Annotated in this window: 26 protein-coding genes; 12 read left to right on the forward strand and 14 right to left on the reverse strand. The window is 43.7% G+C overall.

Annotated elements, in window-relative coordinates:
- Window positions 1-66 precede the first annotated feature (66 nt).
- On the reverse strand, window positions 67-1,455 hold the full coding sequence (locus AC3CKG_RS06805) for an aminotransferase-like domain-containing protein (RefSeq protein ID WP_488529068.1): 1,389 nt from the start codon (window positions 1,453-1,455) through the stop codon (window positions 67-69).
- A gap of 103 nt (window positions 1,456-1,558) precedes the next feature.
- On the opposite strand from AC3CKG_RS06805, the gene AC3CKG_RS06810 reads away from it, so the two are divergent.
- Complete coding sequence (locus AC3CKG_RS06810) at window positions 1,559-2,455, forward strand: EamA family transporter (protein WP_102513845.1); 897 nt, start codon at window positions 1,559-1,561, stop codon at window positions 2,453-2,455.
- A gap of 139 nt (window positions 2,456-2,594) precedes the next feature.
- On the opposite strand, the gene AC3CKG_RS06815 is transcribed toward AC3CKG_RS06810, so the two are convergent.
- The 5 genes from AC3CKG_RS06815 to AC3CKG_RS06835 form a co-directional block, all read right to left on the reverse strand.
- Complete coding sequence (locus AC3CKG_RS06815) at window positions 2,595-2,990, reverse strand: DUF1090 domain-containing protein (protein WP_280619986.1); 396 nt, start codon at window positions 2,988-2,990, stop codon at window positions 2,595-2,597.
- Window positions 2,991-3,248: 258 nt separating this feature from the next.
- On the reverse strand, window positions 3,249-4,259 hold the full coding sequence (locus AC3CKG_RS06820) for a CobW family GTP-binding protein (RefSeq protein WP_488529069.1): 1,011 nt from the start codon (window positions 4,257-4,259) through the stop codon (window positions 3,249-3,251).
- A complete protein-coding gene (locus AC3CKG_RS06825; RefSeq protein WP_488529070.1) occupies window positions 4,249-4,809 on the reverse strand; it encodes an LbetaH domain-containing protein in 561 nt (186 codons plus the stop codon). Before AC3CKG_RS06825 ends, AC3CKG_RS06820 begins: the two co-directional genes overlap by 11 nt.
- Before the next feature lie 61 nt (window positions 4,810-4,870).
- Window positions 4,871-5,326, reverse strand: a complete 456-nt coding sequence (locus AC3CKG_RS06830; protein ID WP_065103661.1) for a Fur family transcriptional regulator — start codon at window positions 5,324-5,326, stop codon at window positions 4,871-4,873.
- A gap of 201 nt (window positions 5,327-5,527) precedes the next feature.
- Window positions 5,528-6,286: a helix-turn-helix domain-containing protein gene (locus AC3CKG_RS06835; protein ID WP_488529071.1), complete on the reverse strand. Its 759-nt coding sequence runs from the start codon at window positions 6,284-6,286 to the stop codon at window positions 5,528-5,530.
- A 128-nt stretch (window positions 6,287-6,414) separates the two neighbouring features.
- On the opposite strand from AC3CKG_RS06835, the gene AC3CKG_RS06840 reads away from it, so the two are divergent.
- From AC3CKG_RS06840 to AC3CKG_RS06865, 6 genes are all read left to right on the forward strand, one after another.
- On the forward strand, window positions 6,415-7,146 hold the full coding sequence (locus AC3CKG_RS06840; protein WP_488529072.1) for an SDR family NAD(P)-dependent oxidoreductase: 732 nt from the start codon (window positions 6,415-6,417) through the stop codon (window positions 7,144-7,146).
- A 524-nt stretch (window positions 7,147-7,670) separates the two neighbouring features.
- Window positions 7,671-7,967 carry an integration host factor subunit alpha gene (gene ihfA / locus AC3CKG_RS06845; RefSeq protein WP_004734853.1) on the forward strand — a complete coding sequence of 99 codons (297 nt, stop codon included), beginning with the start codon at window positions 7,671-7,673 and terminating at the stop codon, window positions 7,965-7,967.
- A 447-nt stretch (window positions 7,968-8,414) separates the two neighbouring features.
- Window positions 8,415-8,720 carry a c-type cytochrome gene (locus tag AC3CKG_RS06850; RefSeq protein ID WP_122056205.1) on the forward strand — a complete coding sequence of 102 codons (306 nt, stop codon included), beginning with the start codon at window positions 8,415-8,417 and terminating at the stop codon, window positions 8,718-8,720.
- The gene (locus AC3CKG_RS06855) at window positions 8,717-9,943 is read left to right on the forward strand and encodes a sulfite oxidase (RefSeq protein WP_488529073.1); all 1,227 of its coding nucleotides are present in this window, start codon (window positions 8,717-8,719) and stop codon (window positions 9,941-9,943) included. Before AC3CKG_RS06850 ends, AC3CKG_RS06855 begins: the two co-directional genes overlap by 4 nt.
- Window positions 9,943-10,431: a cytochrome C gene (locus AC3CKG_RS06860; RefSeq protein WP_488529074.1), complete on the forward strand. Its 489-nt coding sequence runs from the start codon at window positions 9,943-9,945 to the stop codon at window positions 10,429-10,431. Before AC3CKG_RS06855 ends, AC3CKG_RS06860 begins: the two co-directional genes overlap by 1 nt.
- Complete coding sequence (locus AC3CKG_RS06865; protein ID WP_280619993.1) at window positions 10,428-10,865, forward strand: c-type cytochrome; 438 nt, start codon at window positions 10,428-10,430, stop codon at window positions 10,863-10,865. Before AC3CKG_RS06860 ends, AC3CKG_RS06865 begins: the two co-directional genes overlap by 4 nt.
- 112 nt (window positions 10,866-10,977) lie before the next feature.
- Here AC3CKG_RS06865 and AC3CKG_RS06870 read toward each other — a convergent pair whose 3' ends face one another.
- A complete protein-coding gene (locus AC3CKG_RS06870) occupies window positions 10,978-11,754 on the reverse strand; it encodes a RelA/SpoT domain-containing protein (RefSeq protein ID WP_017104499.1) in 777 nt (258 codons plus the stop codon).
- Window positions 11,755-12,086: 332 nt separating this feature from the next.
- Here AC3CKG_RS06870 and AC3CKG_RS06875 point away from each other — a divergent pair, with 332 nt between their 5' ends.
- Window positions 12,087-12,740, forward strand: a complete 654-nt coding sequence (locus AC3CKG_RS06875; protein ID WP_488529075.1) for a thiopurine S-methyltransferase — start codon at window positions 12,087-12,089, stop codon at window positions 12,738-12,740.
- Window positions 12,741-12,830: 90 nt separating this feature from the next.
- Here the strand turns inward: AC3CKG_RS06875 and purT are convergent, their stop codons facing one another.
- The 5 genes from purT to sbcB form a co-directional block, all read right to left on the reverse strand.
- Window positions 12,831-14,006: a formate-dependent phosphoribosylglycinamide formyltransferase gene (gene purT, locus AC3CKG_RS06880; RefSeq protein ID WP_102518702.1), complete on the reverse strand. Its 1,176-nt coding sequence runs from the start codon at window positions 14,004-14,006 to the stop codon at window positions 12,831-12,833.
- Between the two features lie 167 nt (window positions 14,007-14,173).
- Window positions 14,174-15,061: a cytidine deaminase gene (cdd, locus tag AC3CKG_RS06885; RefSeq protein WP_017104496.1), complete on the reverse strand. Its 888-nt coding sequence runs from the start codon at window positions 15,059-15,061 to the stop codon at window positions 14,174-14,176.
- Window positions 15,062-15,424: 363 nt separating this feature from the next.
- Entirely contained in the window at window positions 15,425-16,102 is a 678-nt protein-coding gene (locus AC3CKG_RS06890; protein WP_017104495.1) for an LrgB family protein, read from the reverse strand.
- A gap of 2 nt (window positions 16,103-16,104) precedes the next feature.
- Entirely contained in the window at window positions 16,105-16,476 is a 372-nt protein-coding gene (locus AC3CKG_RS06895; RefSeq protein ID WP_017080643.1) for a CidA/LrgA family protein, read from the reverse strand.
- Between the two features lie 24 nt (window positions 16,477-16,500).
- A complete protein-coding gene (sbcB, locus tag AC3CKG_RS06900; RefSeq protein ID WP_488529076.1) occupies window positions 16,501-17,925 on the reverse strand; it encodes an exodeoxyribonuclease I in 1,425 nt (474 codons plus the stop codon).
- Window positions 17,926-18,862: 937 nt separating this feature from the next.
- On the opposite strand from sbcB, the gene AC3CKG_RS06905 reads away from it, so the two are divergent.
- The 4 genes from AC3CKG_RS06905 to AC3CKG_RS06920 are packed head-to-tail and all read left to right on the forward strand — an operon-like array spanning window position 18,863 to window position 22,974.
- Window positions 18,863-19,297 (forward strand): DUF4402 domain-containing protein, encoded by a 435-nt coding sequence (locus AC3CKG_RS06905; protein WP_017104493.1) that lies wholly within the window; start codon window positions 18,863-18,865, stop codon window positions 19,295-19,297.
- 54 nt (window positions 19,298-19,351) lie between these two features.
- Window positions 19,352-19,789 (forward strand): DUF4402 domain-containing protein, encoded by a 438-nt coding sequence (locus AC3CKG_RS06910; protein ID WP_029223395.1) that lies wholly within the window; start codon window positions 19,352-19,354, stop codon window positions 19,787-19,789.
- On the forward strand, window positions 19,786-20,496 hold the full coding sequence (locus AC3CKG_RS06915; RefSeq protein ID WP_102307334.1) for a fimbrial biogenesis chaperone: 711 nt from the start codon (window positions 19,786-19,788) through the stop codon (window positions 20,494-20,496). The genes AC3CKG_RS06910 and AC3CKG_RS06915 overlap by 4 nt, the downstream gene beginning before the upstream one ends.
- A 30-nt stretch (window positions 20,497-20,526) precedes the next feature.
- Complete coding sequence (locus AC3CKG_RS06920; RefSeq protein WP_488529077.1) at window positions 20,527-22,974, forward strand: carboxypeptidase-like regulatory domain-containing protein; 2,448 nt, start codon at window positions 20,527-20,529, stop codon at window positions 22,972-22,974.
- A 15-nt stretch (window positions 22,975-22,989) separates the two neighbouring features.
- Here AC3CKG_RS06920 and AC3CKG_RS06925 read toward each other — a convergent pair whose 3' ends face one another.
- Both AC3CKG_RS06925 and AC3CKG_RS06930 read right to left on the reverse strand, forming a co-directional pair.
- Entirely contained in the window at window positions 22,990-23,838 is an 849-nt protein-coding gene (locus AC3CKG_RS06925) for a sterol desaturase family protein (RefSeq protein ID WP_488529078.1), read from the reverse strand.
- 40 nt (window positions 23,839-23,878) lie between these two features.
- Complete coding sequence (locus AC3CKG_RS06930; protein WP_102310926.1) at window positions 23,879-24,892, reverse strand: DUF2804 domain-containing protein; 1,014 nt, start codon at window positions 24,890-24,892, stop codon at window positions 23,879-23,881.
- Window position 24,893 lies beyond the last annotated feature (1 nt).

Here is a 24,893-nt window from a genome sequence, read left to right on the forward strand (position 1 = left end):
GCCATGATAAAGTCGAAGTCAAACAACTAATACGTACCAATGATGAGCAAATCAGATTGGGTAAGGCTAACCGTTCACGCATTGGTGGATAAGCTTAATCAAGTCATCCAACTGTTGCTTGGCTTCTCCCTCAAGCGAATAACCAAAATTGATGCGTAGGCAGTTGCTGTAGAGCTCGAGCGTACTGAACAGGTGTCCGAGCCTGATATCAAGATTCTGTTCAGCTACCGCTTGAGCAAAAGTTTGCTGGTTCAAATTTGGGATTTGCAACCAGAGCACCATGCCACCTTGTGGGTTACTTATCTTCACGTCTTGAGGAAGGTGCTGGGCTAAATAACTAAGGTATTGCTGACGCAACGAAAGGATCTGAGTACATCTTCTTCTAACGTGTTTAGCGTATTGGCCAGATTCGATAAAGTCAGCAACCGCAAGCTGAGTGGGTAGGGCAACACCGTAGCTTGCTACAGAAAACTGAGCCTTGTACTCGTCTAAATATCTTCCCGGTAAGCACCAGCCTAAACGATAACTTGGCGACAGGCTTTTCGATACCGAACCACACCACAGCACGTACCCACCTTTGTCATAGTATTTTGCAGGCAGTGGTGTATGTGAAGAATATGAGAGCTCTAGATACACGTCGTCTTCAATGATTGGTACTCGATAGTGATTCGCCAATTCAGCCAGTTTCTGCTTTTGACTAGCAGACATATTGATCCCTTGAGGATTCATATGTGAGGTACAAAAGATAGCGGCATCCACACGTTTATTTTTCAGGTGTGTTTCCAGTTGTTGTAGGTCGACACCATCATCCAAAGACGGGATCTCAATGATCTGACGAGACATCTTGCCAAGCAACTCCAAAATACCGTTGAAGCAAGGAGAACTGATGGCAATGGTGTCACCTTCTTTGGTACACGATTCAAGAGCAGCTTTAATTGCCGACATGCAGCCAGCAGTGATCACCATTTCTTCCGGTGAAAAGTGCACATCGAGCTTGGCGAAGTGGGTCGACAAAGCCTGTCTTAACATCGGATCGCCCTGTGTATCAGGATAATGGTTGAGTCTGTCTCCCATACGTTTGATAGAGCGTCGGAAACTACGTTCTAGTTCTACAATCGATTGTTCATCATTGGCGGTGCTAGAGACCCCTAAAGGCCCATTGATAGAATTGTGAGTCGATGAAGTTTGTCTAACTCTGGAAACCTTACTTTCAAACTGTGCCCACTCAGGCGTTGAATGAACAGGCTTGTGAGGCGAGACAAAATAGCCCGCTTGCGGTCGAGAATGAATCCAACCCTGTGATTCTAACTCTTGGTAACAGCTCACTACGGTCGACATGCTGATGGCTTGTTGTTTAGCTAATTGACGCAGCGAAGGCATGCGCCCACCTTCGGGTCTTTTCCCTGTTTCAATCTCATCAATAAATTGATTAGCAAGCTTTCTGTAGATACTCATGGTCACGACTGTTGTCAACTGTACTGGTTTTTATTGTAAAAATTGTATCTGTACTGGTTTTATTGATCAAGGGATACTCTTTCAAAACAAAGGAGGGGTCAGTATGAAAAGAAATGATTTGTTGTTAGCGGTGTTCGTGATGGCAATTTGGGGATTCAATTTCTCGATGATAAAGATGGGTGTGACCAATGTTCATCCGTTGTTGGCAACGGCCGCGCGTTTCTCGCTAGCGGTGATTCCAGTGATATTTTTTGTGGCGAGACCTAAGGTCGCTTGGCGTTATTTAGTGAGTTATGGCTTTGTATTTGGTGTGGGTATTTGGGGCATGGCTTCATGGTCAATCACCGCTGGGCTTTCTTCTGGGCTTTCATCGGTATTGCTATCAACCAATGTACTAATCGGTATGGCCGTTGGGGTATGGGTTTTCAAAGAAAGTGCGTCGGTTCGCAAGTTAATGGGTGCGATGTTAGCGATGTGCGCGTTGGCGGTGTTGGTTTCTGCAGCAACGGGCAATGTGACACTCAATGGCGTTATCTTGATTATGATTGCGGCGTGCAGTTGGACGTTAATGGGCGTGATTGTTAAGGCGTCTAAGACCACTCAGGCCTTTGCGTTTAACGTGTGGGGCATGCTGTTTGCTCCGGTGCCATTAGTGTTGTTTGCCGTGATGCTGCACGGTGACCAAATTATTTGGCAGGGGATAGAACAATGGGATTGGAACACAACGATTGCAGTGCTTTTTCAGGCTTACCCAACCACGCTATTTGGTTACTGGGTGTGGAATAAGTTGTTAATCCAATACCCGTTAAGCACGACGGCACCGTTAACCTTGCTAGTGCCAATCTTCGCATTGATCAGTGGTTACTTTATGTATGACGAGGTACTGTCAGTTGCTCAAGTGGTTGCATCTGTACTGTTTCTAGTTGGTATCGGTTTGATTGTGAAGCCGGCGGGATCTGGTACTGCCAAGTTAGTGGGAAAAGTAGTAAAGCAGTCGTAAACATGTGTTTGATGGCCAATACACATAGAGGTCATCGCATTACAGTCCAGTTTAAATACAAAGGCCCCGCAACTGCGAGGCCTTATAAAATAATGGTTTAGCGATGATTGTTCACGTTTCCTAATCATTGAGTCAAACATTAATCTAATGTCGAAAGCTCTTGTTTGTATTCCTCAACCTTTGCTTTTTCTTCGGATATTTTTCTTTTGTACTTAGCGACCTTGTCGTCTTCGTTGAAGTCTTGCGCTTCTTGAAGTTCCTCTTTGTACTCTACGATTTCTTCTTGCGCGTCTTCAATGTCATCGATTAACTCTGATTTTAATTCTTCGTTGGTACAGTATGTATTTACTTGGTCCAAAGCGTCTGTCAGTCCTTCTAGCTTGTTGTCATATCCGTTGGCTTTGGCGATCTCAATTTTCATTTCAATCTCACACGCTTTTTTCTCACAACCAATCTTTTGTGAGCAGTCAGAAGCGAAAGCTGACAATGGAAGAAGGAGTAAAGGTAATAGTACTTTGATTGTGTGTTTTGACATTTTGGTCGCCTAAGCTGATTCATTAAAAGGATGCGGTACGCACTCTATAGGAGGAACGTGATTGAGACTATATCGTTTAGCTATCAGAAAAAGACCAATGATATACCGAACTTTTTCGTTCAACATTAAGTGCTTGCCATATGAACTATAGACCATTGAGTCCAACACTTAAAAGTACGCCTTGTTGAGTTAATGGTTCGATTTAAAGAGTGGTTAGTTTTCTGAGATAGTTTAGATAATTTTATTTGCTCTCATTGATTAACTGACTAAGCATTGAATCAGGTGGTTTTCTAGGTCACTGTCGATGCTCTGACCAATCACCTCAATTCTGGTTTCAATGCACTCATCCAACTCACACTCTGTTAGACCATCTTCCGTAAGGTTGTAACCAAAGATACCGCTTTGAGTAATGAACACCGCTTTCATCCGTTCAGCTTTGAGCCCAACTAATACCTTAAGCAGTTGCTGACGGTCGAACAGTTTGTCAGCCGCGAATCGCCAACCAATACTTTCAAACCCTTCACCTTGGTTACTCGCCTTTATCATGCCGCTTTCTGGCATAGGTAATTCAGAAGCGAGTGGCTTATCTTGTTTATGATCATGGTGATGATGGTGCCCATGAGCTTGATGATGGTAAAAATTGGTGTTTCCAGAGAACTCGTCGGAAGGGATCTTACCGTGATGGGCAAATATGAGTTTGGTGTCTGGGTGACAAACCTGTGCGACGTACTCAGCCAGTTGTTCTGCATCGCCACTTTTGTAGAGATCGACTTTATTACCCACAATGGTATCGGCAATGGTGATTTGCTGATTGAAAGTATCGTGTTCAGAATAGCGCGTGTCAGAGAGCTTTCTGGCATCAACCAAAGTAATATTTTTCTGCAGTGACAACACTTTGCGATAATGCTCTGAAGACAAGACCTCTAACACTTCTTTCGGGTGTCCAAGCCCCGTAGGTTCAATCAATAAGCGATCGGGCTTTGCTTCTGACAGCAGTTGGTTCAGTGCGATCTGCATCGGTAAGCCCGCCGCGCAACACATACAGCCGCCAGGTACTTCACGAATAAATACTTGTTTTTTTCTGTCGTTCCCTTGGATCAAACTGCCATCAACACCAATTTCTCCAAATTCGTTCACCAAAATAGCCCAGCTTTCATCTGCGGGTTTGTTCTTCATTAGGTTGAGAATCGCAGTGGTTTTACCTACGCCGAGAAAGCCGGTAATGATGTTGGTCGGAACACCCAAGATCGGCGTTTTATCAGAGCTCATTGGCAATTCTCCGGTAACCTTGAACAAGGGTATGGTTTGCTGAAACGACCGATTCTGAAAACGAAAAGTACTCAGGTGGGACCTTTGAGATGCTGTTCAAATCGAAACCTGAACCGATGTTAGTCATTGGTGGGACATGGAAGCCTTCAGGTAAGTCGTGTCCGTCTACCACACAGTTGTGGCGAATTACGCAACCTTTGCCAATCACCGCATTAAAGACTACGGAGTTGAAGCCAATAAAGACGTCGTCACAGACCTCACAAGGGCCATGAATAATCGAACGGTGGGCGATGGACGAGCGTTCACCAATGGTCACCGCGGCACCTGCTTTTGAATGAATAACCACGCCATCTTGGATATTGGTATCACGCTTAATCACGATGGCTTCCATGTCACCTTTTTCGTTGACCTCGTCGGCGCGAATGACGGCGTAGGGGCCAATAAACACGTTATCTTCAATGATGACTTTGCCACAGATGATGGCCGTTGGGTCAATGAAGGCGGTTTCCGAGACATTCGGCATGTGGCCACTAGGGTTTCTTCTTAACATATTGAGCTCTTTTATTTTTTCGTAATGCTAATGGGTTGCCACCATTGATGGAGCCGGGCATTTATGTATCGACGCATTCATCACATACGCAGTTAATCTCTAATTGAGGGCTGACTACAGTGAATCCTTCCTTCTTAGCGTGGGATTGAAGTCCATTAATCGTGGCAGGGTCGATGGTTTGCTCACTGATTTTGTCGCACTTTGAGCAAATTAAAAATTGAGGAATACCATGCTCATGTTCGCAAAGGATATGGTCGCAGAGTATGTATTTGTTAGAGACTTTAAGTTTGTGCGCTAAGTGTTGATCTTCAAGAAACTCCAATACCCGATAAACCGACATTGCTTGAACATGCTGATCAAAGTGCTCTTTACAATATTCAACGATTTCATACGCAGAAAGTGCTTTGTTGGCGTGTATCAAGGCTCGCAGTATTAACTGTCGTTTTGCCGTAAATTGTTTGCCACTGACTTTGCAGCCTTGTTTTACATGCTCAATGATTTCTTCAATATCTCTCATTCAATCCACAAAACTAGAAATTATGTAGATATGTTATAACATATCATTTTATTGTGAGAAACAAACTTTGTTGTCATTGTTTAGGGTTACTACTCAAGGGAATGATCGATATATGTTCTGGGTTGGGTACGCAGCGAGGAGGCTCGCTACGCAATAAGAGCGAAGGAATTACTACGGGATAATGAGCGTACTGAGCTGTTCCTAAACCAAGTTTACTGGCTTTTTGAGTGTTGGGTGGAAAATACCCTTGGCACCCATATCGACAATGGCATAGTCGTTTAACCCTTCGGTCATTCGACTGCGTGATTGGCTGAGTTTTACGGTCTTTAACATTAATTTTTCAAGTTTAAGGTTGTAGTCTTTAAATTCTTCTTCGGTCAGCCTAAATTTGGTCGTAATAAAATAAGCTTGTTTGTTGTCAGCATTAATATATTGCACCGCTTGTTTCAGTGCATCGATGACTTGATTCTTGAAGGTCGCGCTAAATCGAGCGTGTTCAGAGAAAGCCGTATTTGAAGGCACAATGACATGGAACTTCAAGTCGAATAACATCGCAATCAGTTTTAGCTGTTCAAGCTTTCTTAGGTAGATATGCAGTGAAGGTTTGTTTAAGTCAAAACGAGCCATTAATTGTTGAGCATTTGCCCCTTCATTAACGATCTCTTGAAAAATAGTAAACAGCGCGGGCTCTCCACAAAAGGCCGCATCTTGTTCATCAGTAAATAGTGAGGTCGAGGCCAATGATTCTTCTGCCTCAGAGAGAATTGCGGATAGAGGGCGTTGAATTAATTCGCATATCTTTTGTAGCTTGAGAATGGAAAGCGATTGATGGCCATTAAGAAGCCGTTTGATACTCACTTCAGACATTTCAGTGAACTCTGAAACCTCTTTATAAGATATGCCTGTCTTTTTTAAATGCCGTTTTATAACGCTACAAATTTGTCGGTTGAGCGTATCCATCACTTTATCCTGTTACTTATTCATACCCTCAATGTATCACATAGTGTCACTTTTGTTATTTGTTTTGAATGGGAAGGGGCTATTAACGATACTAATTTAGATGGTTAATACTACTTTGAGAGATTACGATGGATTTGGGATTAGATAATATCAATGTTGTTGTTACAGGGGGCTCGAGCGGAATTGGGGCTAAAATAGTGGAAGGGTTTGCCAACGAAGGAGCGAACATTTGGTTTTGTGGTCGTTCTCAACATCGAATCGATAGGTTGTATGAGCTGCTCGGAAACAAGGCGGAACGAGTTGTTGGCAAGGTAGTTGACGCCCATGATCCGGCTCAAATGAAAGCTTGGATTGCGTCTATTCCTCGTATCGATGTTTTTGTTCCTAACGTGAGTGCACTTTCTGATGAATGGGAAGATGTACTGCAAAAGGACATTGGTGCAACGCAGCATGCCATTACATTGGTTTTACCCAAATTGCTTGAATCGGATTACGCCGCAATCACCTATATTGGATCGAAAGCGAGCGGATATACCGCTTGTCACGCTAATGCTTATGGCGCCGGAAAGGCCGCGCTTGCGCATTACATGAAATCTCTGGCTTTGACCTACGTCCGTAAGGTAAGGGTTAATACCGTTTCACCGGGAGATACTTATATTGCTGATGGCCTTTGGGGGAGGTGTAAGCGTGAAGATCCGGAGACCTTCCAGAAAGTTCTCGAAAGAAACCCAATGGGCCGATTGGCAAACCCTGATGAAGTTGCCAACGTGGTAACCTTTATTTCGAGTCCTGCTGCGAGTTTTGTTTCTGGAGCAAACTGGTACGTAGATGGAGCATCGACCAGCCATGTTCAATACTAGCTGTATTGGTTAGGTTGTTTATGCATAGGTGAGCTTTATTAGGTTAACTTCTAAACAAGTAACTCCGTGGGAAAGCGTAATTCAGTAAGGTTTTATTCAGGCCAATTCGAATTAAATTCTGAAATGATACAAATCTCATATTTAATAACGCTTATTTAGTAACCTCTGTTGAGTCCCGTATCAAATCAAGTGGCTGATTTTATTGGGTATCGGAGAAAAGTCTCAAAAATTATTATTTAGGTCGCTAAAGTTTTAAATTCTGAATATTTTTGTTTTTGTGAAATATAACTCCATTTGATAGCTGTTGAGTAGATGGTTTTTAGCTATTAATGTGAAATTTTAAGCGAGTTATCTTTCTGATTTGAAAGAATAATTAAATAGTTGAGATAAAAAAGTTGGCGAAAATCAGAAGCTTGGCATACACTTTCCTTGTAAATGACCTTATCTCATTGATTGAATAGGGTAAATGCTTTGGCGCTACTGGCGATGGTAGCAATGTTTAACATAGCTTTGAGGAAAGTTTTATGGCACTCACGAAGGCCGATTTGGCTGAGAACCTGTTTGAGACACTCGGATACAGCAAGCGGGATGCCAAGGAAACGGTTGAAGTGTTTTTCGAAGAAGTTCGTAAAGCACTCGAAAATGGCGAACAGGTAAAACTGTCTGGTTTTGGTAATTTTGATCTTCGCGAGAAAAACGAACGACCTGGTCGTAACCCGAAAACTGGTGAAGACATTCCAATTTCTGCTCGACGTGTTGTTACTTTTAGACCGGGACAAAAACTAAAGGCCCGTGTCGAGAATATTAAAATCGAGAAGTAGCCAAGCAATAGACCACGCCTAGCGTGGTCTTTTTGTATCTGACTCATTTTAACCTACAGTAATCGTCTCACTTCAAACATCTTTTTGGTACAACAACAATACCGTTTCCTATGCGCGTATCTTAAGTCTATTAGATCCTCTCGTTTCGATACATCTTGTTCGCTCCCTGAACTTCATCTCTTAAACTTTGCTTTTCTGTCTGAACCCTTTTCAGGTTAACCCTCATCATTTCTGCGTTACATACCTTTTTCTAAGCCGTACTTCTTTCATTAAATCTCACACTAGCGGTGTCTTTGTTGCCTCACTCATAGCCGTGCCGGTGATCGTTTAGTTTTAATAAACGAAGGTTAAATATGTTTGAATTTAAATAAACAAATCAATTTGATTTAATGCGCGACATTAACAATCACTTAACCTATTTAACCGTTCAAATACTAAGGATAAACTTTGCGACAAGCCTTTCTAGCTTTGATATTGCTCCTTATGCCTGTGGCAGTCACAGCAGCGGAGTATCAGCAAATAGCGAATATGTGTGTTGCCTGTCACGGTAGCGGCGAAGATACATCATATCCTTCGATTCCCAATTTGAAATGGCAAAACAAGGTTTACCTTACAGAACAGTTGTCGAACTTTAAGAGTGGTAAACGCAAAGACAAAACCATGTCTAAAGTAGCTCAACTTTTGTCTGAAGATGATATCGAGAAACTAGCCAACTACTTTTACACACTGAATCAAAAAGGGTCACCTCAATGAGTTTAGACAGAAGACAATTTCTTAAAGCTGCGCTTTCCGCTACTGCCGTTTCCGCATTGCCGGTTTCTTGGGTATTTGCGGCTAATCGACCTGAAGATTTGGCAGCACTCGATATCAACGCGTTAACGTGGGCAAAAGCCGAAGATCTTCCTGATTACTACACTGTTTTGAATACCAATCCTCTGAATGCCTACCCACCAGAAAGTATGCTTGCTCCAGCAGTCACACCTGCAGATGTCCCTTTTGTTCGATGGAATGGCTTGATGCCAGATTTTGCAGAAATGGATCCTGAGACTTGGACTTTTGAAGTGAAAGGCGAGTCAGTGAAAGAAAGTAAAACTTACACGCTTGCAGAGCTTAAATCCAAGTTTAAACATCATACTCAGAGCTTGGTGTTGGAGTGTGGTGGTAACAGTCGCAATAACTTCTATCCAAGTACCAAGGGGAACCAATGGAGTAACGCAGGCGTTTATTGTTCGCAATGGACTGGTGTCTTGCTCAGTGATGTTCTTAAAGATTGTGGCATTAAAGACGATGCGGTTTACGTAGGAAATCACGGCTTTGATAAACACTTAAGTGGTAAAGGCGAGGCCATCTCTCGCGGTGTACCTATTGCGGCTGCAATGAATGATAACGCATTGATTGCATGGGAAATGAATGGAGAGCCTATCCCATACCTTCATGGCTTCCCACTTCGAACTGTGTTTGGTGGGCGTCCAGCCTCGGTTTCTCAGAAGTGCACCACAGGCATTAGTATTCGTAATAAAATTCATGATGGCCACAAGATGGCTGCACCTGCTTATCAAGTGCCAAAACATCCGATAGCACCAGGCGAGAAAGTCGATAACAAAGACTTCCGAATCATTGAAGAGATGATCGTCAAATCGTTAATTACTTCACCAAAGAGCGGAACTGAGTTTTCGCTTGGTAAAAAAGTCACGGTCAGCGGTCATGCTTGGGCAGGGCTAAGAACCGTTGAGAAGCTGCAAGTGAGTTACGACTACGGTACCACTTGGCACGATGCGAAGCTTAATAGACCCGTCAATAAAGGCGCATGGCAGCAATGGGAGGCCGATTTAGACCTTCCAATGACGGGCTATTACGAGATTTGGGCAAAAGCGACGGACAGCGAAGGCGACAGCCAGCCCGTTGTGCAACCGCAATGGAATCCGAAAGGCTATTTGTTCAATGGTTGTCACCGTATTGCAGTCCGAGTGTCGTGATGAAGCAAATTAACGATAAGCCTCTTTATGATAATCCTACGCACGCCAACTCTGTTCACGCTCGGTTTACAGGCGTAAGCAAGCGTTCTTACCGGAAAGGCATAGTGAGAGCGGCATTGGTCTGTAGCCTGTTAACCTCGATGCTCGCACATGCCGATGAGATTCCAGAAAATCCAAAAGAGTATTACGGTGTAGACAAGACATCTGGCCTAATTATGGCTCCAGGCTGGGAAGTGGTGAATGGCCAGTGTAATGCGTGTCACACCAGCCTAATCGTGGCTCAAAACAGCGGCACTAGAGAGCAGTGGCGAGAGACGATTCAATGGATGGTTGATACTCAAGGCTTGTGGGACTTGTCTGATACGTGGGATCCAGTACTGGATTACCTGAGCACTTACTACCAAGACAAAGGCATCGACATGAACAAGTATCGTCGTAAGCCTATTGATAGTGCCTTGATGCCACCAATGCCGGGAGCGCATAAATGACGACAAATTCAATGACGTTCGTGTCTATATTTCTGGCGCCTGCGATTGCCGTTATGTTGCTTTCTGCATGCTCTGATGAACATTCTGAATCCCACACTAAGATAGCGCACAAAATGGAAGTGAAGGTCGAAGACGAAGAGATTTATATACCAAGTTTGGTTGCGGGCGAGAAACTAGCTCAGAACCTTTGTAGCCAGTGCCATGGCGATAAGATCATTCCTTTTGTGCAATCTTACCCAAACATAAAGGGACAAAAGGCGAGTTACATCCTTAAGCAATTACGTGATTTTAAAAGCGATGAACGCCAAGACTTATACATGCAGTCGGTAGTGAAATCTTTGTCAGATAGAGACTTACAAGACGCGGCTGCATTTTACAGCACGTTAAAACCCTTGGATTTGTATAACCGCTCTAAAGAGTATTATCACCAATAGTTTGGAACGGAGAGGTTGTGCCAGACAAGTGAACGATTTGCTTATCAAACAAGAATTAAAAAGGGCTGCGAGTGCAGCCCTTTTGGTGTCTATCGATATTATGCGGTTTGCGTTATGCCGCTTTAATGTGCGTTGTAATGTAAGGCTGCCATGCTTGTTGGTAAAGCTCTAGAGATTGGCGTCTTAGGCTGTTGATTTGTGCCGCTTCGATATCGTTAATCGGACGTTTTTCTGCAATCGCGTGACGCTCAATGCCTTGGATGATTTCGTAAAGCTCGTGTTCAGGACCACTTTTCACATCAGCGATAGCTCTCAAGTGAAGCTGAACTTCGGCAATAACATTGGTTTTAGGTAAACGAACCAAAAGGTTCAAATCACGGTAGCCAGAATCAGCCGGTGATTTGAATTTGTTTTTTACTTTTACCACATCCGCTTCGCGGCTTAGTGCTTCGTAAACTTCAACCAAGCTTTCAACATCGTTAGCGATGATGGTTGCACGGGCTAAGTCGGTAATTCTTGATACATCGCCATCTAACTCAAGGTCAATTTTCTCTTCTGCTCGTGCTTGAGATTTAACGCCAGCAAATAGGGCGTCTGAGTTAGTCAGTAGGGCGGTACTTTTACAGATGGTTTCTAGTTCAGCCTGAGCTTGATGAGCTTTGCTGTACAGAATATCGAAGTCGGTATAAGGCTGAGTCGGACGTGAGTCGAATGCTTTGATGCCGTATAAGCCGCTAAGGCTGTGGCGGAATACGTTTGATGAAACTTGGTTTTGCGCAGGAGTGCGCGATTGATCAGTTGAACTCGTTGAAACAGGTGCTGCTGCGAATGCAGGCGCTCGGCTCAATACTAGAAGCATTAGGGCCGTCGTACGGAGAAATACACTCATTCAAACTCCAAAATACAAGGTTACAAAAACGGGTAATCAAAAGGGGTAACCAGTAACGCATAAGAGTAAAAACAGCTTAACTACACTAACCAATCTCGCTATATATTAGATGGGGTTAGTTAAGACCGAAACCAACTCTAACGTTTAATATTGCTTTAAAATGTGAAGATATAGACAAATCATTTAAGCGTTTGTTCCCAAATTTTGAGAACTTTGAACCTCGGCAATCTTCTTTGTTAACTCGCGTCGTTTTCAAGTTTGAATCAAGCGAAGGTTGCTCTTACTTCTCTATACTGTACCCTTGCATTATGACTGTTTAACATGAACGAAAGATGAATAATCCTGAATTTTGGCACAATAAATGGGCAGCCAATCAAATTGGTTTCCACCTTGAAGATGTAAATCCACTTCTTATCGAGTTTTGGCAAAAGACCAACCCTAGTTACGACAAGAGTGTCTTCGTGCCTCTGTGTGGTAAGAGTGAAGATTTGATTTGGTTAGCGACCAAGCATGAAGAGGTTCAAGGTGTTGAGTTAAGCCAGATTGCGGTTCGCGCATTTTTCTCTGAGCACCTTTACACGCCGACAGTGACTCAAATCAGTGGCCAACATGAGCTTTATCAATTCGATGAGCTGAGTGTTTACACCGGTGACTACTTCACTGCGCCCATTCAGCCAGTTGACATCATTTATGATCGTGCTTCTTTGGTGGCTTTGCCTTCTGAAATTCGCGTGCAATATGTGGAACGTTTGAAGCAACTGTTAAAGCCAGGCGGCAAGATTTTATTAGTGACATTGGACTATGATCAAAGCGAAATGGCAGGGCCTCCGTTTAGCGTGCCTAAGCTAGAGATCGATCAGTTATTTGCAGGTTATAAGATCACTTTGTTGAATCAAGATATTGCAGACGATGAACACCCTAAGATTGCGAAGAAAGGCTTGTCGCGATTCAGTGAAGAAGTGTATTTGATTGAGTCTGACGCTTAAGCTGAGTTTGCTTTTAAGCCAACAGCCAAAACGAACAAAAAGACGGGCTCGATAGCCCGTCTTTTTTATTGTTCAGAATTGAATAGCTGGTTAGTAAATCACTTTTACTTTTGCAGCGCTTTCAATGGCGTCTTCTATTGCTGTTTCTGTGCTGTTGCGGCGAGTAAGCGCTACACCAAGACGACGGCGACCATCAATGTCAGGCTTACCAAACAGACGAACTTGTGTTTGTGGTGCATCTAGCGCTTCTGCAAGGCCTTCAAAACGGATGTTTGTCGATGTGCCTTGGCCTAAGATAACCGCTGATGCGCATGGGCCGTATTGCGTGATTGATTTGATCGGCATACCCGTAAAGGCGCGAACGTGCAGTGCGAATTCCGACGAGTCTTGAGACATCAAAGTAACCAAGCCTGTATCGTGTGGGCGAGGGGAGACTTCATTGAAGATTACGTGATCGCCTTTAACGAACAACTCAACACCGAAGATACCGTGACCACCTAGTGCGTTAACCACTTGTTCAGCCGTGTATTGCGCCGCTTTAAGTGCGTTGTCTGACATGACTTGTGGTTGCCATGATTCACGGTAATCACCGTCTTCTTGGCGGTGACCGATTGGTGCACAGAAATGAACGCCGTCGACTGCACGAACGGTAAGTAGTGTGATTTCGTAATCAAAGTCGATGAAGCCTTCAACGATCACACGGCCCGCGCCAGTACGACCACCTTCTTGTGCGTAGTCCCAAGATTTTTGGATGTCTTCTTGTGTTTTGATAACACTTTGACCTTTACCTGATGAACTCATTACTGGTTTCACAACACAAGGCATACCTACGAATTCAACAGCGGATGAGAAATCTTCGAAGGTGTCTGCGAAGCGGTAAGGGGACGTGCTCAGTTTCAACTCTTCTGCCGCTAGACGACGGATACCTTCGCGGTTCATGGTTAGCTTGGTTGCATTCGCAGTTGGAACGACATTCAAACCTTGTGCTTCTAGCTCAACTAACTTGCTGGTGGCAATAGCTTCGATTTCAGGAACCACGTAATCAGGTTTTTCTCGTTCGATGATAGCTTGAAGTGCATCACCATCTAACATGTCTAGTACATGGCTACGATGTGCGACTTGCATCGCTGGTGCGTCTGCATAGCGGTCACATGCAATAACTTCTAAACCTAAACGTTGGCACTCAATAGCAACTTCTTTACCCAGTTCACCTGAACCTAATAGAAGTACACGAGTAGCATTTTCACGAGTAGCGGTACCAAACATAGAAATTCCTTCCGATCTTTTGAACGATTGATTGAAAACGGGGTGATCATACTTATTTGAAGAATAAAAGCAAACGTTTGCGTGACTTGTGGCGTGAATTAGAAGCATAAAAAAAGCAGCCCTGTAAAATAGGGCTGCTTATTTAAAATATTGTTAACTACATGTACTTAAATTGCTAAGTAAGTCACTGGAATGTCGGGGTTAATCGCTTCCAACGTCGATTGAGTATCCGCTAAGTGGCTAATGCTGCCATCCGCGATTTCAACCAAGGCTGCGTTTTCAATCTGTTCGAAATCGAAGCCAGCCAATTTCAGTTGCACAAGTGCGACTTGTAGTGGCGGTAGGCTAGGGTTGAATGCTGCATTTTCTGCGTATGCACCCGTAAAGATTTCGCCAGTTGTTAGCTGTAGTGAAACGCCGCTTAGATTTTTAGTATATGGCGCATGGCTACGGTTTAATGCTGCTAGTGCGCTTACCACAACAGGGCTAGTTTCTTCTGACGTGTACTGGTGATCCAGCTTAGTCATTAGGCCAGTAGTAATACCCAAATCAGCAGGGCCGAAAGAGTCAGGTAGGTATTCTTGCAGTGACATTTCATCACGCTGTGGTAATTGAACTTTAAGTTCTTTTGCCGTCGTCAGTTCGTTCATGAATTGGCGACAGTGACCACAAGGGCTGAAGTTGATCGTGATATCAGAAAGGCCTTCTTCACCCTTCATCCATGCATGGCTGATGGCTGATTGTTCAGCATGAACCGTTTGACCAAGTTGTGCACCGGCAATTTCCAAATTTGCACCGAAGTACAAGCGACCAGATAGGCCACGCACGATAGCACCAACATAGAATTCAGAAAGCGGCGCATAAGAGTATGCTGCTGCGATTGGCAGTAAAGCTAGGCGAGCTTCTTTATCAGAAAGGCCGCTTGCATCCAACAAGCATTGAAACTGCTCTTTAGAGATAGTGGCGTCAAAGTTGTCTGCTAATACGATGTCACTCAAAAGCGCTTTCATTGATGTTGGAGCACTTTCCAGCGCCAGGGTAATACGACTGTTCATGTTGAATCCTTAATTGACCTTAGGCTTTAATTCTATGCAATACTCAGAATCTTTCTGTGATGGTGATCACCATTGCATTGTTGTTGTTACATTGGTTTGCATAATTAGAGTGAGGTCACAGATGAAATCGATTGCAACGACAAAAACTACCATTGATATCGCACTTATTGCTTGAAATTGAGTTTGGTTTGTCACGTATTGATGAATAAATGAGAGAAAAAAGCCCAAGCTATCACTGAAATAATCAGGTTGTGCTTGGGCTTATTTATATCTGTAACGCTTAAAAGTCGCGAACCAGTGAGTTTAGTTATTTACCAACTCATCTATTAGAGCGCTTATAAGTACAAACTGTAATCAAAGTGGTTAAGAATAGAACCAAACCACGAGTGAAAATATACTTGGTGCAATGATTGAGGTGATAACCCCACAAAGAACCAATGCCAACGAACTGAATGCGGCATCTTCTTGATTCTTTTCAGCACATGTCGCAGTGCCTAATGCGTGAGATACCGTCCCCATGGTTAACCCTCTGGCGATTGGGCTCTTAATACCAATCAGGTTATAGATTGGGTAAGCAAAAATTGCCCCAAACAGACCAACAATCAAAACCAGAATCGCAGCAATAGCCGCTTCACCACCTAAATGGCTCGAGACTTCCATTGCGATAGGTGTAGTGACCGATTTACCCAGCAGGCTGGCAATTAGGCTCAGATCTGCTTTAAAGGCGACCGCAATCAATGCAGTTGTTGTCATCGACATCACACTGCCCAGCGTGCAAGCAAAGGTGATGATGCGCCAGTTCGCTCGAATTTGAGGTAACTGTTCATATAGCGGATAAGCAAGCGCCACAACCGCAGGCTGAAGCATGTAAGTAATCCAAGTGTTGTCTGCGTAGTAGGTCTCGAAAGGGACCTTGAAGAACAACAGAATAGGAATAATGATGCCAATGCTGATCAGTAAAGGGTTGCACAGCGGTGAGTTCACTTTCTGGCTTACCCAGCGAGCAAACAGGAACACTACAATAGTGAGTAGAATCCACATGATTATTTACCTCTCGAAAGCAAGCGGTCTAAGAACCATGATAGAGACACCAATACGATCAGCGTTCCACCAACTGCACTTGCCATGATTGGCAAAGCATTGGCGATAAGCATGTCGAAGTGATCCATTAATCCAACACTGATTGGGACGAACAATAAGATCATCAAACGAATAATCAGACTGGCACCGGGCTGTACCCAATGTGAAGGGACGATACCTATCACCATGGCAGTAAATAGGATCAACATGCCAAAGATACTGCCTGGGATAGAGGTCTCTAGATATTGTTGTAACGCGTTGCCTGCAGTGAGAGCACCTATGATTAAGGTGAAGGAGATTAAGCAGTAAACGAGTTTGATCAATCTTTCTTTCAAAGTGTCACATCTCTTGATAATGAATTAACTAGCTAACTTTTCTACGTACTGATAAACCGCTTTTAAGATAGCCATTTTCTTCTCGTCGCTTTCGTGTTCATGCGCGAGGTTTTCGAGGTTCAACATATAATCCTCTAAACGACTCTCATAATACTCACGACAGTGGTTAGCCCATTTCAGTTGTTCAGCTTCGTCTAGCGTCCATGGGAAATGGCGAGCGCGGTAACGGAACAACAAAGGCTTAATACGTTCGTCACTAAAAGTGATGTCCAGTGCTGCCAAGTTATTTGGGTCAGTTTCGCGAATGATGTTCATCGCGGTCTTGTCAGCTGGTGAAAAGAAGCCGTCGTAAAGGTGTGTGTCTACGTCATTGCTTTTCTCGTATTCACGCTCTTGTGAATATAAACCGATCAGCTTTTCACGGATCTCTGGATGTTCACGTAATAGGGCTAGATTCTTCAAACACTGTTGACGATCGATACCGATCGTTTCAGCATTTTCAGCAGTGAGCGTTTTTGCTGGCGCGAGAATAGGGCACTTGTTGAGTTGTACCAGTTTGATTGGTACTGGCAGTTCGTCTTCAGCAAGCTCGCTGCGCTTGGTATAAAGCCTTTCTCTTAGTTCATCCGCATCCATTTCCAGTAAAGGACTTGGGTCTTTCGCTAGGTCGACCACAATAACCGCATTTTGGTTAGTCGGATGCCACGCCATAGGCACCACCCAGCTTGTGTAATTACAATCACGACCGAACATGCCAGAAACGTGCATTAAAGGCGTCATGTTTACGATGTCGACTAACTCATTCAACTTACGCTTGTGGCGCATGTTGTATAGGTAATCAAACATTTTAGGTTGCGCGGTCTTTAACTTTTTAGCCAGTTCGATAGTCGCAATAACATCAGCCATCGCATCGTGCGCGTTTTCGTGTTCAATACCGTTTGCCACCGATAGATGTTCCAGTTTGAAACTTGGAAAACCTTCATCGTTCGTTGGCCAGTTAATACCTTCAGGACGCAGTGCATGAACTGCACGCATCACATCCAGTAAATCCCAACGTGAATTGCCGTTCTGCCAGCTCCACGCATATGGGTCGATAAAGTTACGGTAACAGGTGTATCGCGTTACTTCGTCATCGAATCGAATGCTGTTATAGCCAAGGCTCGTCGTATTTGGCTTCGCAAGCTCGGCATGAATCTTAGCGATAAACTCAGGCTCAGGTAGGCCTTGAGACATGGCTTTTTGAGGTGTAATACGGGTTATTAATGCGGCTTCAGGTCCAGGCAGGTAATCAGCAGGAGGTTGGCAGTAGATAACCAAAGGCTCTCCGATAATATTGAAATCTTGGTCGGTACGAACACCGGCGAACTGACTCGGGCGATCTTTCGCTGGGCTAACGCCCCATGTTTCGTAATCGAAAAAGAAGTAGGTCGACTGATTATCTGAACTCATTGAATTTCCTGAACAGCAAGCGGGAGCCGTTTACTGTGGCTGAAGGTTAGTTTTGTTCAGTATCTGATAGTATGCGGTACGCGTGCAACCCAGATCACAAATAAATTGCCGGAAAACGGTGGTTTACTATTCAATCGAGTCGATAGGTGTGCTTTTAAATCCAATTGTGACTGTTTCTTAGCGACGATTCTGTCTGTTTGCCTCTTTCGATCGCCTTATCTGTTGGTCTTTATGAATTGGATTTAAAGGTACCGCGAACGATCTTGTTTACGGTTTGATTTAGCTGAAATGGTTAGAGGCACCCTGATTATCTCTGTACTGATGTTTCAATTGCTGCATCTACCTGTCGAGCGCTCCACCCAGAAAGGCGCTCATCTACTATATAATCCTCTTAGCCTTAATTAATTTCTGGGTATTTATGAGTGTAGAAATTAACTTAATTGGTGAGTTCTACTTGTCTCATTTTTAATACTTTATAGGCGCCTTGTTTTAATTGGGTAATAAAAGGATTAGTAATATTTCATTTTTATTACAGCTTGAGGTAAATACTGATCTGTTTCACTTTTGAGACTTTATTGCAATACGGTGATCTATATAACAATTAACCTTAATTAAATAAGTGTTTATTATTTTTCTTTATTTTTGGTTGTTTTAATTGATTTATCTATCATGAGAAATAATGGCGCACAAAAACAAAGGGAATTAAATGTAAAACCAGTTTTATATCTATTTGGTGGGATTATTTAAATACCACTATTTTTGCTAGTGTTATTTGTGTCAATTTGCGTGATCTTATTCTCACTGCGCCTCATTTCTTTATAAATTAGTGTCAATGTATATATTTTCTAAATAGGATTGCTGTTACTTAATTGTTAACTCTGATTAACTATTAGGTAACCCTAATAATAAAGCCGATTTTATATAAAGGATTAAAGAAATGAACAAAATTTTTAAGGTTGTTGCTGTCTCTGCACTTTCTATCTCTTCAGCGAACGTTTTCGCTGTGAGTGACACTTTTGATGCAACACTAGAAGTAAAACAAGCAATTACGATGACAAAAACTAGTGATCTTGACTTTGGTATCATCACTTCAGATAACACAACCGATGTTGTTATCGCTCAAGGTGATGCAGGAGCTGCGGCATTTACTCTTTCTGGAGAGTCTGGTGATGCAGTAACAGTAAGTATTTCTGATACTAACTTAGTTAACGGTGTAAATACGATTGCAGCAGAATTCGACTTTAATAACGCTATTACTCTTACTGGTGGTAGTGCGGATCTTAATATTGGTGGCACAGCACGTACTTCAAGTGCAACATTAGTTGCTGGTACTTATACTGCAAACGTTGCAGTAGATGTTACTTACCAGTAATTGATATAAAACAAGTCTAATAATAGCGACTGCTATTTATCAGTCGCTTTTACTATGAAACTATTTTTAAAACATTCCCTTTGTACTGCCATCATGGTTTTTTCTTTTTCATTATATGCATTAGAAATTATTCCAGAAAATATGGAAGTAAAGTTTCCAGGTATGTATATCTCTGGATCTGGACAAAATGCCGATGCTAACCCGGCGAATAGCCAGGTTTATGTCGTGCGTTTTTATGTTGAAGGTGAACCAGGGAAAAAAATAGTGGTTTCTCTTCCTTCAAAGCAATACCTCAACCATTCTCGTAAATCCAAGCGGCTTCGTATTCGGAAGTTCTATTTTGGTTGTGGGTTATCAAAACGAGGCCGAGCCAAAATAAAAGGCAACGGCAGAACCAAATTATTGTGTATTGGTGCAAAAGTGAAAATTGGCGCTAATCATCCTGCCGGTGTTTATACCAGTACTATCCCCTTTGAGGTTAATTATAAATGAAGTTGTTTATCTCATGCGTTTTCGGCTTACTTTTCACCGCTCAAGCCTATGCTCAACTCCTGATCGCTCCGACTCGTTTTGTTCTTGATGCTGATACGTCGGTAACGGAAAAGATTGTTGTCGAAAATAACTCCGATCAACCCATTCGCTTGGAGATAAAGCCGATTTACCGTCCTGTAAAGGCCAGTGGCTTGGTGCGCACTGATACGAGTGTGACGCAGTCAGAGAACATCGCGAACTGGATTAAAGTATCGCCCCCAATTATTCGTGAGTTGAAACCAAATCAACGACGCACGGTTCGTTTACGAATGACAGCATTGCCAGCAGATATGCCTGAGGGCGAATATCGTGCGTATTTATGGTTTTCTCCTATCGCCAAAGCGAAAGACTTATCGGAAGTCGACTTGTCGGGAAAGGCTAAATCGAATGATGGGTCGGCTTTTGAACTTAACTTCCACATCAACAGCTATGTGCCTGTTTATGTGCAGAAAGGGGAGCCAGTACAAGACGTTAAATATCACTGTGATGATCAAAGCATTACGATTCGTAATGACGGTAACTTCCAGTTCAATGCCAAACTGAACGTTGACGACCATATTGAAAAAGTCGTGTTGCTCCGCAATGCTGAACTGACTAAACCTTTGCCAAAAGGGTCAAAGGTCTCGCTGGTTCAAAACGAAAACTCGTTGTTCGAATGCGTTTTGTAGCGAGAGTGCAGACGACTCAAGCAAAGTAAAATGCTTAGACGTGTGGTTTGGCATGGTTTCTTGTTGTTCTGTTTGTCTCTGTCTTTGGCGGCGCATTCAGAAGTGAACCCAGAGGCGAGCGAACTGTATCCTGCTCATATCGAAGTTCGCGTTGGTCGGGTTGGAGATAGCTTCTACCGTGTCATGATGGACGACTACGAAGAGCCCTTTCTCTCCATCTCAAACGCTGCGTTTTCATTGTTGGAAATGAACGGTCAATGTGATGAAAGCGGGTACTGCGAAATCTATCTGCCGCAAGATGTCGGCAGAGAATCCCCTCCGTATATTGTCGATACTGAGCAAGCTATCTGCTATCGCGATGAAAACAATATCCAGTCGATTAAATATGAAGTGATTGACTCAGAAACCTACATTCATTGGTACAGTTTACAAGCGTGTATTCCGGCCAAAGTGCGCTGGGATATTGATGATTATCGGCTAACCGTCTCTCCTGAATTTAGCTCATTGACAGAGTTAGAGACGGTTATCTCTAAGATGAAAAATGAATCACGGCAGAAAGCTGAAGCGTTAAAGCGTGCGGGAAATATCCCGGCGATTGAACCGCAGGCTACAGTAGGTTTGGCGACTCGAATCGCTACTTCTGTTTATCATGACAGCGAAACTGGCGGTGATGTTTACGCCATTTCCGATACCATCCTAACGACCGAGAACTCGGTATCTCGATTGTCTATAGACTCACGAGAAGATAACCCCATCGTTTACTACAACATTGCGGTAGAAGCTCATGAAGGTGAAGGCTCTTTAGAAATAGGTCATGTGTTATTGGATGGCAGCGTTTTTACCGTCAATCAAACATTGGAAGACGGCCTTTATTACACTAATCGAAAGCGACAACCTGAGTTTGGTAACCTGCAATTAGAACGTACCACCCAGCCTAATATTAGTATTGATGTGTTGGTGAATGGCATCTATCAAACCACGTATCGCTCCGATGAATTTGGCCGTTTTGTTGTTGAAGAAGACAACATCTCACCCGGAGACACCATCAAGTTTCGTTACTACTTATCAAAGGGGGTTTGGAGAGAAGAAGAGATCACGGTTGCAGGTTTAGAAGATGCCTTTCTTCCGAGTAACGAATGGGGCGTTCAAGTCGTCGGGAACGAAGGAGCAGATCGAGCGGGCGCCGTATCTTTGGAGTACGGACTCGCGGATTACTTCACCGTAGGCAGCGCCTTTATGAGACAAGACGGTAAGGACTTGATTGGCTTTCAGGGACGATACTTGCCCACCCATTGGTTTGCAGGTCACATCGGTTGGCTACCTGATTTCGACCGCTTTCCAATGGAGTTTGATATCTTATTGGGAAGCGATCAATCCGCTTCGATAGAGCTTAATAAAACCGATGAATTAGATTTGGAGTCGATGGAGTACCACGTCTTCAAATATAACCTGTCTCTAGCCAACCTAACCGCATTTTTGACGGTGAGAGATGACGAGAAGGAATTGAGTGTCGAGCCCAAGTTTAATACCAAGATATCTCCCAACTTATTTCTCTCTTACGCTGGCGACTATCGTTATATCAAGAGCTCCCATAAAGACGATTATCTTCACACAATAGGGTTAGCCAAGAGCGGATTTTCAGACACCTCTTGGAATGTCTCGGGCACAGTGAATGGCTCCGGACACCATGAACGAACCGAGTTTTCGTTAAGGAACGCGTGCAAAGAGTGCATATTGGACCCACTTGATGCTTTTCAAGAACTTACGACCAATGTATCCGCAAGATATCAAGAGCAAGATGTGTCATTTTCGGCTTCTCTAGAAGCGCGTGTGAACCCTTATCTGCTCTTCAAATTGGAAGGAAACGAAGACCGTTATGGTGTGGAGGTGACCACTGAATTTGGCGCGAAAACCTATTTTGATGAGAACATAGGCGAGTTCGTTGAGTGGAATAAATACAATCATTCTAAGCTGACGGGAATTGTTTATGATCACCACAAGCAGCCTATCGCGGGTGTGAGCTTACAAATACTGGACCAACGTGCGGTGAGCGATTCAAAAGGGCGCTTCGAATTCTCAAGTGTTCCCGCGCGCGACAATCTGCCTATCTATATCGATGAAGGTGCGCTTGACCTTAACTTAACACCGATTCAAAACCCCGTATTTGTGAATACTAAACAAGTCGGGTTGACCCATGCTCATATCGAAATGGTGGTGTCATTTGGCGTTGACGGCACTGTAGAGGGAACGCTGGAAGATAACGCATATTTACACTTCAAACACATACAAAAAGGCACGGAATATTCGAGTGAAATCGAAAGCGATGGATTCTATATGGTAGAAGGGCTCATCGCGGGTAAGTATATTGTCACCTTAGAGATGGGCGACAAAAGATATGTGCAAGGCGCCGACTTGGACGGTGACTTTTGGGTAAGCGATCTTACATTCAATCTCATCGACTTCCATAAGGTGTATTAGCACTCATCAACCTACTTAATCAGAGGGAGGAGAGAGGATAAACCTCAGCTTTTGCTTGATCGTCAGTTCTTGGCTTTGCATCGCTTTGAACAAGCCTCTCCATTCTTGAAAGGTCACCGTTATCGGGTTAAAACTGTTGACAGGTTTGGTGACGCCGTAACGCACTGTTTCGACTTCAGGTTCGAAGGTACCGAATAGCTTGTCCCAGATGATAAGAACACCAGCGTAGTTTTTATCGATGTATTGCGGGTTTCTGCCGTGATGTACGCGATGGTGAGAGGGCGTGTTAAAAATGTATTCTAATGGGCCTAGATTTCTTATCCACTGGGTGTGTACAAAGAACTGTAAACCGAGATTTAAAAGCACCACAAATATCACCCATTTAGGGTCAAAGCCTATGATGACTAAAGGTACCCAAAATAACCACATGCCTGCAAATGGGTACATCAAACTCTGACGGAAAGCCGTACTGAAGTTCATGCTTTCTGAACTATGGTGTGCCACGTGTGCCGCCCACATCCAGCGAACGCGGTGGCTTGCCCTGTGAAACCAATAATAGAAAAAATCTTGCAGAACCATCAGTACGATAAAGCTGATCACACCCATTTCGATATCCATTAAGTGCCAGCCGAATAACCAAAGATACAGTTGAACAATCAGTAATCCGGTTAACAAATCCGAGAGCTGGTGCATACCCGCCAACGTAAAGTTACAGAGTACTTCAGACCATTTATAACTCGAATTGTCGGGTAATCGACCTTGCTTCTGGCCAATAAAGTACTCGGCCAACATACAAAGCAGGAACAAGGGAGCCAACACAAGCAGTAGCCATTCTGGGTGATTGATCAGTGAGTCGATATCCATTTCCTGTACCTTTTTTGTTTTTGCTTCGTGACTAGGTGCGCTACCAGCGTGCGAAATGATCTTCGGTAAGAGCAAGCACATTCTCTAGCTGATGGATGATCCCGTCGTTGTCTTGAATTGAACCTGAAAAGTGGCCGATGAACTGTCGGAAGTTACTTTTAAGTACCCATAAATTGAGCTTTTCACTGCGTTGGTTAATCGGGGTAAACGTCAGGTTGATGCGCCCATCTTGCGATGTGATTGTCCAAGGGTGGTCGATATCATCTCGGTTAAACATAAAGTGCACGGGGTTAAGTAGGTGTCTAGAGCCATCAACCCACAATACGTTCTCGCAAGTACCGGTTTCGTTCACGCCTGCCGCGAGGTTTAAGCCAATACTTTTCTGGTCGGCAAGTGTATTGATGCTTGCCCAGCGCCAACTGGTTTCACGCCTCATGTATCCAGCGGAAAAATCATACCCAGCAAGTGCTTGGTTTAGGTCGATGATGTTTCCTTTGGCTTCGATATGCCCAGATACAGCTAAGGCATTGTGTTTTTGGGTGAACGTCCAACCTGAGTATCCCGTTGGGCTGCACATTGCCATCGGAAGGCTGTTAGCTGGCGGAGTGAATCTGACATCCGCATTGATGATTTTTGTTTTGAGTCGCAGGTGCCATTCGCCATCGTGAATTTCAAACACAATGCTTTGCCCTGCGATGTGTGTGATGCCTTGAAACGGTGAAGAGGTCACTTGTTTATCTAGGCTCAAAGGGCGTAGCCATGAACACTCTTCAAGTTGGTTGTTTTCGATGTCGTATAGATAAACAAAGGCTGAGCCTAGATAACGAATATCTGCAATGGCGACACCAATGATATGAGTGGCCGTAACGATACTGACAAACTGAAATTGTTTATAGTGGAAGTGCCTTTGCCATGCGTTGGCTTTGCCGTCCATGGTTTTTCGATAGTCGAACTGTTCAATGTTAAGAGCGTGAGGAATGCCGTCAAAGTGCCCAATAATGGGCTGACCGTTTGTGTCAATAATGCTACCTGGGGCGGGTTGAGTCTGTATCATG

The organism is Vibrio sp. QJM3NY_15, from assembly GCF_057785995.1.

Bases quoted from the DNA above. Each gene is read 5' to 3' on its own strand.
- AC3CKG_RS06890 (WP_017104495.1), bottom strand. From the start codon at position 16,102: ATGTGGATTCTACTCACTATTGTAGTGTTCCTGTTTGCTCGCTGGGTA.
- AC3CKG_RS06825 (WP_488529070.1), bottom strand. From the start codon at position 4,809: ATGTTAAGAAGAAACCCTAGTGGCCACATGCCGAATGTCTCGGAAACC.
- AC3CKG_RS06915 (WP_102307334.1), top strand. From the start codon at position 19,786: ATGAAGTTGTTTATCTCATGCGTTTTCGGCTTACTTTTCACCGCTCAA.
- AC3CKG_RS06910 (WP_029223395.1), top strand. From the start codon at position 19,352: ATGAAACTATTTTTAAAACATTCCCTTTGTACTGCCATCATGGTTTTT.
- AC3CKG_RS06810 (WP_102513845.1), top strand. From the start codon at position 1,559: ATGAAAAGAAATGATTTGTTGTTAGCGGTGTTCGTGATGGCAATTTGG.
- AC3CKG_RS06865 (WP_280619993.1), top strand. From the start codon at position 10,428: ATGACGACAAATTCAATGACGTTCGTGTCTATATTTCTGGCGCCTGCG.
- AC3CKG_RS06835 (WP_488529071.1), bottom strand. From the start codon at position 6,286: ATGGATACGCTCAACCGACAAATTTGTAGCGTTATAAAACGGCATTTA.
- purT (WP_102518702.1), bottom strand. From the start codon at position 14,006: ATGTTTGGTACCGCTACTCGTGAAAATGCTACTCGTGTACTTCTATTA.
- AC3CKG_RS06815 (WP_280619986.1), bottom strand. From the start codon at position 2,990: ATGTCAAAACACACAATCAAAGTACTATTACCTTTACTCCTTCTTCCA.
- AC3CKG_RS06860 (WP_488529074.1), top strand. From the start codon at position 9,943: ATGAAGCAAATTAACGATAAGCCTCTTTATGATAATCCTACGCACGCC.
- AC3CKG_RS06805 (WP_488529068.1), bottom strand. From the start codon at position 1,455: ATGAGTATCTACAGAAAGCTTGCTAATCAATTTATTGATGAGATTGAA.
- AC3CKG_RS06840 (WP_488529072.1), top strand. From the start codon at position 6,415: ATGGATTTGGGATTAGATAATATCAATGTTGTTGTTACAGGGGGCTCG.
- AC3CKG_RS06820 (WP_488529069.1), bottom strand. From the start codon at position 4,259: ATGAGCTCTGATAAAACGCCGATCTTGGGTGTTCCGACCAACATCATT.
- AC3CKG_RS06875 (WP_488529075.1), top strand. From the start codon at position 12,087: ATGAATAATCCTGAATTTTGGCACAATAAATGGGCAGCCAATCAAATT.
- AC3CKG_RS06920 (WP_488529077.1), top strand. From the start codon at position 20,527: ATGCTTAGACGTGTGGTTTGGCATGGTTTCTTGTTGTTCTGTTTGTCT.
- AC3CKG_RS06925 (WP_488529078.1), bottom strand. From the start codon at position 23,838: ATGGATATCGACTCACTGATCAATCACCCAGAATGGCTACTGCTTGTG.
- AC3CKG_RS06870 (WP_017104499.1), bottom strand. From the start codon at position 11,754: ATGAGTGTATTTCTCCGTACGACGGCCCTAATGCTTCTAGTATTGAGC.
- sbcB (WP_488529076.1), bottom strand. From the start codon at position 17,925: ATGAGTTCAGATAATCAGTCGACCTACTTCTTTTTCGATTACGAAACA.
- AC3CKG_RS06930 (WP_102310926.1), bottom strand. From the start codon at position 24,892: ATGATACAGACTCAACCCGCCCCAGGTAGCATTATTGACACAAACGGT.
- AC3CKG_RS06905 (WP_017104493.1), top strand. From the start codon at position 18,863: ATGAACAAAATTTTTAAGGTTGTTGCTGTCTCTGCACTTTCTATCTCT.
- AC3CKG_RS06855 (WP_488529073.1), top strand. From the start codon at position 8,717: ATGAGTTTAGACAGAAGACAATTTCTTAAAGCTGCGCTTTCCGCTACT.
- cdd (WP_017104496.1), bottom strand. From the start codon at position 15,061: ATGAACAGTCGTATTACCCTGGCGCTGGAAAGTGCTCCAACATCAATG.
- ihfA (WP_004734853.1), top strand. From the start codon at position 7,671: ATGGCACTCACGAAGGCCGATTTGGCTGAGAACCTGTTTGAGACACTC.
- AC3CKG_RS06830 (WP_065103661.1), bottom strand. From the start codon at position 5,326: ATGAGAGATATTGAAGAAATCATTGAGCATGTAAAACAAGGCTGCAAA.